The 9,117-nt window shown below is 64.9% G+C and carries 8 protein-coding genes; 1 reads left to right on the forward strand and 7 read right to left on the reverse strand.

Annotated features, from left to right (window positions below; all coding sequences use genetic code 11):
* Positions 1–30 precede the first annotated feature (30 nt).
* The 7 genes from dapB to NKI66_RS14615 form a co-directional block, all read right to left on the reverse strand.
* Positions 31–852 (reverse strand): 4-hydroxy-tetrahydrodipicolinate reductase, encoded by an 822-nt coding sequence (gene dapB / locus NKI66_RS14585; RefSeq protein WP_352752035.1) that lies wholly within the window; start codon positions 850–852, stop codon positions 31–33.
* A complete protein-coding gene (locus tag NKI66_RS14590; protein ID WP_352442639.1) occupies positions 849–2,708 on the reverse strand; it encodes an ABC transporter ATP-binding protein in 1,860 nt (619 codons plus the stop codon). The genes dapB and NKI66_RS14590 overlap by 4 nt, the downstream gene beginning before the upstream one ends.
* A gap of 138 nt (positions 2,709–2,846) precedes the next feature.
* Complete coding sequence (locus tag NKI66_RS14595; protein WP_352752037.1) at positions 2,847–3,872, reverse strand: glucokinase; 1,026 nt, start codon at positions 3,870–3,872, stop codon at positions 2,847–2,849.
* A gap of 186 nt (positions 3,873–4,058) precedes the next feature.
* Positions 4,059–5,147 carry a penicillin-insensitive murein endopeptidase gene (gene mepA / locus NKI66_RS14600; protein ID WP_352752039.1) on the reverse strand — a complete coding sequence of 363 codons (1,089 nt, stop codon included), beginning with the start codon at positions 5,145–5,147 and terminating at the stop codon, positions 4,059–4,061.
* Positions 5,148–5,211: 64 nt separating this feature from the next.
* The gene (locus NKI66_RS14605) at positions 5,212–6,111 is read right to left on the reverse strand and encodes an SDR family oxidoreductase (protein ID WP_352752041.1); all 900 of its coding nucleotides are present in this window, start codon (positions 6,109–6,111) and stop codon (positions 5,212–5,214) included.
* On the reverse strand, positions 6,108–7,262 hold the full coding sequence (gene queG, locus NKI66_RS14610) for a tRNA epoxyqueuosine(34) reductase QueG (RefSeq protein ID WP_352752043.1): 1,155 nt from the start codon (positions 7,260–7,262) through the stop codon (positions 6,108–6,110). Before queG ends, NKI66_RS14605 begins: the two co-directional genes overlap by 4 nt.
* A complete protein-coding gene (locus NKI66_RS14615) occupies positions 7,243–7,935 on the reverse strand; it encodes a glutathione S-transferase family protein (RefSeq protein WP_027040261.1) in 693 nt (230 codons plus the stop codon). The genes queG and NKI66_RS14615 overlap by 20 nt, the downstream gene beginning before the upstream one ends.
* Positions 7,936–8,095: 160 nt before the next feature.
* Here NKI66_RS14615 and NKI66_RS14620 point away from each other — a divergent pair, with 160 nt between their 5' ends.
* Complete coding sequence (locus NKI66_RS14620; RefSeq protein ID WP_027040262.1) at positions 8,096–8,902, forward strand: undecaprenyl-diphosphate phosphatase; 807 nt, start codon at positions 8,096–8,098, stop codon at positions 8,900–8,902.
* Positions 8,903–9,117 lie beyond the last annotated feature (215 nt).

A 9,117-nucleotide genomic window follows, 5' to 3' on the forward strand; every position in this document is an offset into this window, starting at 1 on the left:
TCAGGTTGGGCAAGTTGGCAGATTGGCCGCTCAGCTGAGGCCGAGCACGTCCCGCATCGAATACAGTCCGGGCTTCTTGCCGCGCGCCCAAAGCGCTGCCTTGACGGCGCCGCGGGCGAAGATGGCGCGGTCCTCGGCATGGTGGGCCAGCGTGATGCGCTCGCCGGTGCCGGCCAGCAGCACGCTGTGATTGCCGACCACCGAGCCGCCGCGCAGCGTGGCGAAGCCGATCGAGCCCGTCTTGCGCACCCCGGTGTGGCCGTCGCGGACGCGCACATCATTGCCGGCAAGCGCAATGCCGCGCCCGGCAGCAGCGGCCTCGCCGAGCAGCAGTGCCGTGCCCGACGGCGCATCGACCTTGTGCTTGTGGTGCATTTCGAGGATCTCGACGTCGAAATCGTCGGCGTCGAGCGCGCGCGCGGCCTGTTCGACCAGCACCGCCAGAAGATTGACACCGAGGCTCATATTGCCCGACTTGACGATCATCGCGTGGCGCGCCGCCGCCGCTATTTTCGCGTTATCGTCGGCTGAACAGCCCGTCGTGCCGATGACATGGACGATGCGCGCCTGCGCCGCGTAGCCGGCGAATTCCACTGTCGAAGCAGGGGTGGTGAAATCGAGCACGCCATCGGCTTTGGCGAAGACCGGCAGCGGATCGCCGCTGATCGCCACATCGATGCGGCCAATGCCGGCGAGTTCGCCTGCATCCTTGCCCAGATGCGGCGAATCCGCCCGCTCGACCGCGCCGATAACTCGAGCGCCTGATATAGAGTGGATGGCACGGATCAGCGTCTGGCCCATGCGGCCGGCAGCGCCCACCACCACAAGGCCCATATCGCTTGCTTCGCTCATGTGCTCCTCACAGCAGTCTTCTTCGCACGCGTGGCCCGGACCGGAGTTTGGATCGGCTTGCTGTCATCGACAAGCCCCAGCCCCTTCTTGCCCTGGATGCGGTGGAAGCGGGAATAGATGCTGTCCGGGTCGGCCATCAGCGTCGCATGGGTGCCTTCCTCGACCAACCGGCCCTCTTCCAGCACGATGATGTGGTCGGCATTGACCACCGTCGATAGCCTATGCGCTATGACGATGGTCGTGCGGCCTTGCATGACTTGGGTCAGCGCTTCCTGGACGCGCGCCTCCGCCTCGTTGTCGAGCGCCGATGTCGCCTCGTCGAGCAGCAGGATCGGTGCCTGGCGCACGATCGCGCGGGCGATCGAGACGCGCTGGCGCTGGCCGCCGGAAAGGGTCGAGCCGCCTTCGCCGACCGGCGTGTCGTAACCTTGCGGCTGCTGGCGGATGAACTCGTCGGCTGCCGCCTGTTTCGCCGCCTGCTCGATCTCGGCGTCCGTGGCCGACAGACGGCCGTAGCGGATGTTGTCGCGGATCGTGCCCTCGAACAGATATGGCGCCTGCGCCACATAGGCGATCGACTGCCGCAGCGAATGCTTGGTTACCTTCGAGATGTCCTGGCCATCGACCTCGATGCTGCCCCGGTCGACGTCGTAGAAGCGCTGCAAGAGCGCCACCAGCGTCGATTTGCCGGCGCCCGACGCACCGACGATCGCCGTCACCTTGCCGGCCGCGGCGGTAAAGCTCAGGTCCCTAAGCACCGGCATGTCGGCGCTGTAGCCGAACGTCACATTGTCGAAACGCACCTCGCCGGTGGTGATCCTCGCCTCGACGGCATCGGGTGCGTCGCCCTGTTTCGGCTCCAGGTCGAGCAACTCGTAGATCATGCGCGCGTTGACCAGGGCACGTTCCATGCCCACCTGTGTGCGCGCCAGGCGTCTTGCCGGATCGTAAGCCATGATCAGTGCGGTGATGAAGGAGAAAACCGCGCCCGGCGGCTGCCCAAGATACAGCGCCCGGTAGCCGGAATAGGCAAGCACGGAGGTGATGGCGAGACCGCCCAGAATCTCGGAAATCGGCGACAGCCGTTCCGAGACGCGGGCGATCTTGTTGTTACGCTGCTCGGCCGTGTCCGCCATGATGCCGATGCGGCGCGCCAGCTCGGCCTCCAAGGTGAAGGCCTTGACGATGGCGATGCCTTGCGTGGCTTCCTGCACGGACCCGTTCAGCCGCGAATTGATCAGGACGGATTCCCGGTTGATACGCCGCAGTCGGCGGGTGATATAGACGACGGCCCAGATCAGTGGAGGGCCGATCAGCAGCGAGCTGAGCGACAACACCGGATCCTGATAGATCATCACGCCGACGAGAGCGACCAGCGTGACCGCGTCGCGGCTGATGGAGGTCAGTGTCAGCGACAGCAGATCGCGAACGCCGCCGACATTCTCGCTGACCTGTGCCGCCAGCCGACCGGAACGCGTATCGTTGAAGAAGTTGACGCCGAGCTTCATCAGATGGTCGAAGCTGCGCTTCTGGTAGCGCGCGACCAGATTGTTGCCGATACTGGCCAACGCGACTGCTTGGCCGTAACCGGCGAAGCCGCGCAGCAGGGAGGCTCCCATGAAACCGGCGCAGATCAACCAGAGCATATCGCCGCGTCGTTCGTAGAAGATCTGGTTGATCATCGGGGCCATGATCCACGCCGTGAAGGCAGTGGTGCCGGAAACGATCAGCAGGCAAGAGACGGCGACGACATAGGTCCAGCGATACTCGTTGCCGTTTTCAGCGAGGATGCGGCGGAGCACCGCTGTGACCTCGCCGGGCCGGGCTTTTTGTTTGTTTGGAGCTTGAAGTGTCAAATCGGGAGCGCTTTGTGGTTTTCCGCCTCGTGGGACCGGGGCTGCAAATTCGGCACCCCTCTTAACGCCCTGCGGCCTGATTGCCTATGCCCGCACCTGATTAACTTCGTCGCGGGGGCGCGAGCGCTTCGCTGGCTTTCAGGCCTGCCAGCGCCGGCCCTCGGTCTGGACACCGAACAGCGAGGGGGTCCTGGCATAGGCGGCAAGGCCCAGAAGTGCAGCCAGCGGGTGGATGATGACGTAGACCGGCATGGTGCGCATCATCGCGCTGTGCGGCGCCTTGTCCTCGAAAGCGGCCCGGAAATTGCCGGCTTTCAGCGCCGGCACGATCTTCTGCGCGATGCCACCGGTGAGGAACACGCCGCCGCGGCTCATGAATACCAGAGCAAGGTCGCCTGCGGTGCGCCCAAGGCAGGTGACGAAGATCTCCAGCGCTTCCTCGGCAACCGGATCGGTTTTCGCAAGTGCCGCGGCAGTGATCTCGGCCGGCGTCGTGAAGGGCGACGCCTTGCCGTCCGCCTTGGCCACCGCCCGGTAGACATTGACCAGGCCGCGCCCGCACAGGATCTGCTCGCCCGAAACGCGGCCTTCGAGCTTCTCGATATGCGGAAAAACCTCGAAATCGCGCGGTGTGCGCGGGCCGATGTCCATATGGCCGCCCTCGCCGGGGACCGGTATCCAGTGGTGCAGCGCATGGACCAGCCCGGCGACGCCGAGCCCGGTTCCCGGACCGAGCACGACGCGCCCGGCATTGGGCTCCGGCATGCCGCCGCCGATCTTTTCCATGTGCTCCTCGCCGAGCGCGACGACGGCCAGCGCCTGCGCCTCGAAATCGTTGAGCACGACGATGTCGCTCAGGCCGAGGCTGGCGAACATTTTCCTCGGCTTGACGATCCAGGGGCAGTTGGTCAGCTCGATCTCGTCGCCGTCGACCGGGCCAGCCACCGCCAGCACCGCCGAATTGGGACGCACCGACGAGCGGTCGAGCACGGCCGCCTGGATCGCCTCGTCGATGGTGTTGTAGTTTGCCGTCTGGACGATGGTCGGCTCGCCAGCCTCGGAATTGGCGTCGAGCACGATCGAAAAGCGCGCATTGGTGCCGCCGATGTCGCCGATCAGGATCGGAAACCGCAGCAAAGTGTCGTCGTCGCCTGTGCGTGGCATGCTCTCGTCCGTCTCCGGCGCCCCCGACGGCATCTGGCCGTTCTTCCGTTGACTAGCGCATGGGTTTGAAAAGGGAAACGGTTTTCGACCCCGGCGGCGCGCTGAGGCCGGCTCTGCGGCCAAACCGCCACGGTTTCGCAAAAATGCGGCGCTGAACCGATTGAGTCTGCCTATAAGCCGTGATCGTCAGTTTCCTGGCGGCCGCGGTCGCGGCAGCGGCACGCCGATCTCGGGAGTCGCCGTGAAAGCGTTGACCGTGCTTGGCAGGCCGGCGGCGGCCGGGGTGGCGGGCAATGACGGCGCTTCGGGTTCGGGCGCGGCAGCCGCGACCGGCACGCCGCCGCCATGGTAGGTCGCCGCCTCGGCCGACGACGGCCCCGGCGCGTCGAGCACGGCGCGGCACTCGCTCGGCAGGTTCGCCATCGTCATCAGGTCGCGCGCCTTGGGCGCATCCGGGTTCTTGTTGGGGCGCCACGGCTCCTGCGTGAACCACCAGGCCAGCGGCTTGCCGCAACCGTCATCGTCCGGCGTCGCTTCCTGCGCCTTGCAGCCGGGCGATCCCGGCTGGCAGCCGATGCGCATGTGGAAATGATAGTCGTGACCCCAAAACGGCCGGATCTTGCGCAGCCAGAAGCGGTCGCCCTTGACGGTGTCGCAGAGCTTCTTCTTGATGCCCGGATTGACCAGGATGCGCTCGACCTGGCTGTAGCTCGCCGCCCGCTTCAGAAGCCTTGTGTGCGCCGGCGTCCACAGCGCGTCCTTCACCAGATGGGTCTTCTCATCGACCATCAAGGTGGCGCTCATCGATTCGCGCTGCGCCATCGACAGCGGGCGGCTGGGCATCGGCGTCAGCCAGATGTCGGCGTCGAGCCCGATCTGGTGCGAGGCATGTCCTGTCAGCATCGGGCCGCCACGCGGCTGCGAAATGTCGCCGATCAGCAAGCCCGGCCAACCATCGGCTGCCGCGTCGCGCGACAATTTCTCGATCACCGCGATCATCGCCGGATGGCCCCAGCGACGGTTGCGCGAAGGCCGCATCACCTCCCAGGTCGGACCGTCCATGGGAATGGCGACGCCGCCGGCAAAACAGCCCTTGGAATAGAAGCCGATCGACTGCGCCGCGGTCGCGGCCGGCAGTTTCCTGGCGCCGAACAGATCTTTTGCGCGTTCTTCGGCGCTCACCGGCTGAACGGCGAAACCGACCAGGGTAAGCAGGCCAAGCGCGGCTGCCAGCAGGGGCATTTTGCCGAGAGATAGCCTCATCGCTGTCTTCATGAACCCGGTTCTCCACCGCAATCCCAAGGCCGAATCATAGCACGCCGCGCCCGCGGCTTCGATGTCAGCGCTTCATCGGGCTGCGCGCTTCGCCGTCACGCCAATCGCCGCTTGCCCACATATGGTCGAAGGCGACGCGGTAGTCTGGAAAGCGCAGGAAATAGCCCGCAGCCTTGATCGCCGCGTTGGCGACACGCTTGTTCTCGCCATAGAAGGACCGCGCCATGGGCGAAAGTTGGGCGCCGTCGAAGGGAATTTCGGGCGGCGGTTCGATACCCATCAAGGAAGCGGCATAGGCGACGACGTCCTGCGGCGGCGCCGGCAGGTCGTCGGTGACGTTGAAGATGCCGCCGGTATTGCCATTGATGAGCTGCCACAGGGCGCCTGCAATGTCGTCGCAATGGATGCGGTTGAACACCTGGTCCGGCTTTACCAGCCGCCTTGCAGTGCCATTTTCCAGATTGACCAGCGCGTTGCGGCCGGGGCCGTAAATGCCGGACAGGCGCAGGATCGCCACCGGCCGGCCGATCTCGCGGCCCAGCTCCAGCCAGTCCTGTTCGGCAGCAACCCGCATCACCGAGCGCATCGACACCGGCCGGCATTCAGCCGTTTCATCGACCCAGGCGCCGTCGTAATTGCCGTAGACCCCGACCGTGGAGAGATAGCCGATCCATTCCAGCAAAGGCATTTGAGCGATTGCCTCTCGCGCGGCATTCAGCACGGGATCGCCGGCCTCTTCCGGGGCGACCGAAATTAGCAGATGCGTTGTTTTTCCCAATGCATCACCGATTTCGCCGGTCATCGCGCCGTCGAACAGCAGCGGCGCGATACCGGCCTGCGGCAGCGTCTCGAACTTTTCCGGCGAGCGTGTCGTGCCGAAGATCGTCGCGGCGCCTTTGTTAGCCCGAGCAAAAGCCCTGCCGGAATAGCCGGCGCCGAAGATGAATATCTGCTTTTCGCTCATGCATTCGCCCTGGTTGGCCGCGCCAGACGCCATTCGTCGCGCACGGCTTCGTCGCTTTCGGTTTTCAGGCCGATCGCTGCCCGTTGCGAGTATTCGGCAACGGGCACCAGCCGCGCCAGCGCCCAAATTGCCGCGCCCCGCACCAGCGGCGAGGCATCGTCCAGCAAGGCGCGCACAGTGTAGGCAAGAGAGGCATCGCCGGAATTGCCGGCGGCGATCAGCACGTTGCGGATGAACCGGTCGCGGCCGATGCGTTTTATCGGCGAACCGGAGAAGAAAGCGCGGAAGGAAGCGTCATCGAGACCCAAAAGGTCGGCGAGCGGAGGCTCGCGCAAATCATCGCGCGCGGCGAGTTTTGCTTCGGAAGCTGCCCGGGCGAATTTGTTCCACGGGCAGGCGGCAAGACAATCGTCGCAGCCATAGATGCGGTTGCCGATCTTTTCGCGGAATTCGTGCGGGATCGGCCCCTTGTTCTCGATGGTGAGATAGGAGATGCAGCGCCGCGCATCGAGCCGGTAGGGCGCCGGAAAGGCATCGGTCGGGCACGCGTCGAGGCAGGCGCGGCAGGAGCCGCAATGGTCGATCTCGGCGTGGTCGGGCGCCAGTTCGGCGGTGGTGAAGATGGTGCCGAGGAACAGCCAGGAGCCGTGCTCGCGGCTGACCAGATTGGTGTGCTTGCCTTGCCAGCCGAGCCCGGCGGTCTCGGCCAGCGGCTTTTCCATGACAGGTGCGGTGTCGACGAACACCTTCACATCACCGCCGGCGCGCGCCACGATCTTGCCGGCGATCTCCTTCAGCCGGCCCTTCATCACCTCGTGATAGTCGCGGTTTTGCGCATAGACCGAGATGGCGCCACGGTCGCGCTTGGCCAGCACGCCGCGTGGATCATGACCGGGGCCGTAGTTCATCGCCAGCACGACGATCGAGCGCACCTGCGGCCAGAGGGCCGTTGGTTCACTGCGGCGTTGAAGCGTCTCGGCGATCCAGTCCATCGACCCATGGAAGCCATCAGCGACGAATTCGGCCAGGCGCGCCGGCGCCAGCGGGATCGCATCAGGGGAGGTGACGGCAACGGCATCGAAGCCGGCGCGCTGCGCCTCCGCGTCGATCAGCGCGCGCAGTTTTGCGGCGTCAGAAGTCGAGGTCCGCATAATGCGACACCGGTGACAGGCCGCGCACCCGGTCGGTCAAGAGCGGCCGGAAGGATGGCCGCGACTTGACCCGCGTGTACCATTCGCGTGCAGCGCTGTGCTCGCGCCAGTCGATCTCGCCGAGATAATCGAGCACCGACAGCGTCGCCGCGGCCGCGAGATCGGCATAGGTGACCCTCGAGCCAGCCAGCCAATGGCGGGTGCCAGCCAGCCAGTTGGTGTATTTCATGTGCTGGCGGATGTTGGCGCGCGCGGCACGGATCGCGCCCGAATCGGGCGAGCCGCCGCCAGCCGTTTCCGGCATGACCGGCTTCAGCACGCGCTCGCGCACCAGATGGCGGGTGACTTCGCTTTCAGCCTTGTTGAGGTACCAGTCGATCAGCCGGCGGATTTCGGCGCGCTGCATCGGGTCTTCGGCGAACAACCGCTTGTCGCGCTTCAGCACACCGCGCGTTTCATCGAGATACTCGGCGATGACCGTCGCCCCGACGATCGGCACGTCGCCTTCGGCCAGCAGGATCGGCAGCGTTCCGGCCGGGTTCAGCGCCAGGAACTCTTTGCGCCGGGTCCACGGCTTTTCCTCGATCAAAGCCAGCTCCTCGCCATACTCGCCGAATGCGAGGCGGACGAAGCGACAGGTGGCGAACATGGGATGGTGGAAAAGCGTCAGCATGGTTCCGCGATGATAAAGCGCACTGGCGAATCGCAGGGCGCACCGGTAAGTCTTGGCCGCCCGGTTAGCGGGCCGTCAGGGTGTTGCGACCTATAGGGGGACTTCAACGCCATGACAAGCAAGCCCTTCTGTCAGCCGTCATGCCAATGCCGAGGTAGCCATGGAAAGCCAGACCATCGTCGAAGCCCTGCTGCTTGGCCTGCTGGAGGGGTTGACCGAGTTCATCCCGGTGTCGTCGACCGGCCATATTCTGCTTGCCGGTCATTTCCTCGGCTTCCATTCGACCGGCAAGGCCTTCGAGATCCTGATCCAGCTCGGCGCCATCCTGGCGATCCTCAGCGTCTATTTCCGCCGCCTGTGGAAGATGCTGCTCGACCTGCCGCATGACCGGCTGACGCGGCATTTCGCCATAGGAATCCTGATCGCCTTCCTGCCGGCGGCGATCATCGGCGCGCTGGCGCATGATTTCATCAAGACGGTGCTGTTCGAATCGCCGAGGCTGATCTGCATCATGCTGATCATCGGCGGCGTCGTGCTGCTGGCGGTGGACCGCATGAACCTCAAGCCGGTCTACCGCGATGTCGAGCGCTTCCCGACCCGGCTTTACCTGCAGATCGGGCTTTTCCAGTGCCTGTCGCTCATTCCCGGCACATCGCGTTCGGGCTCGACCATCGTCGGCGCCCTGCTTTTGGGCGTCGATAAGCGCGCTGCCGCTGAATTTTCGTTCTTCCTTGCGATCCCGACCATGGTCGGCGCCTTCGCCTTCGACCTGTTCAAGAACCGCAACGTGCTGAGCAGTGCCGACCTGCCGATCATCGCCGTCGGCTTCGTCGCCGCCTTCGTCACGGCACTCATCGTCGTGCGCTTCCTGCTCGATTACGTCTCGCGCAACGGCTACTCGCTGTTCGGCTGGTGGCGGCTGGTGGTCGGCGGTGTCGGCTTGGTGGCGCTGATGATCTGGGGTTAGCGAACGCGCATCGTTGCGAGCTCCCCCTCACCCGGATTGCCAGCCGAATTGCAAGTGCAATTCGGGGCAATCCGACCTCTCCCCGAGGGGAGAGGAGCCTGTCGGCGCCGGCACTAGAGCGATTCCTATTTTGAGAGAATCGTAGGATTCCCAAAGCCGGATGTTTGTGATTCAAGATGCTGGCTGGATTGGAGGCCAGCATCTGATGACGCGAG

The sequence above is a fragment of the Mesorhizobium sp. M0518 genome, assembly GCF_040321125.1.
Taxonomy (GTDB): Bacteria; Pseudomonadota; Alphaproteobacteria; order Rhizobiales; family Rhizobiaceae; genus Mesorhizobium.

Excerpts from the sequence above, each read along its gene's own strand:
- dapB (WP_352752035.1), bottom strand. The coding sequence starts at position 852 with ATGAGCGAAGCAAGCGATATGGGCCTTGTGGTGGTGGGCGCTGCCGGC.
- NKI66_RS14595 (WP_352752037.1), bottom strand. The coding sequence starts at position 3,872 with ATGCCACGCACAGGCGACGACGACACTTTGCTGCGGTTTCCGATCCTG.
- mepA (WP_352752039.1), bottom strand. The coding sequence starts at position 5,147 with ATGAAGACAGCGATGAGGCTATCTCTCGGCAAAATGCCCCTGCTGGCA.
- NKI66_RS14605 (WP_352752041.1), bottom strand. The coding sequence starts at position 6,111 with ATGAGCGAAAAGCAGATATTCATCTTCGGCGCCGGCTATTCCGGCAGG.
- queG (WP_352752043.1), bottom strand. The coding sequence starts at position 7,262 with ATGCGGACCTCGACTTCTGACGCCGCAAAACTGCGCGCGCTGATCGAC.
- NKI66_RS14615 (WP_027040261.1), bottom strand. The coding sequence starts at position 7,935 with ATGCTGACGCTTTTCCACCATCCCATGTTCGCCACCTGTCGCTTCGTC.
- NKI66_RS14620 (WP_027040262.1), top strand. The coding sequence starts at position 8,096 with ATGGAAAGCCAGACCATCGTCGAAGCCCTGCTGCTTGGCCTGCTGGAG.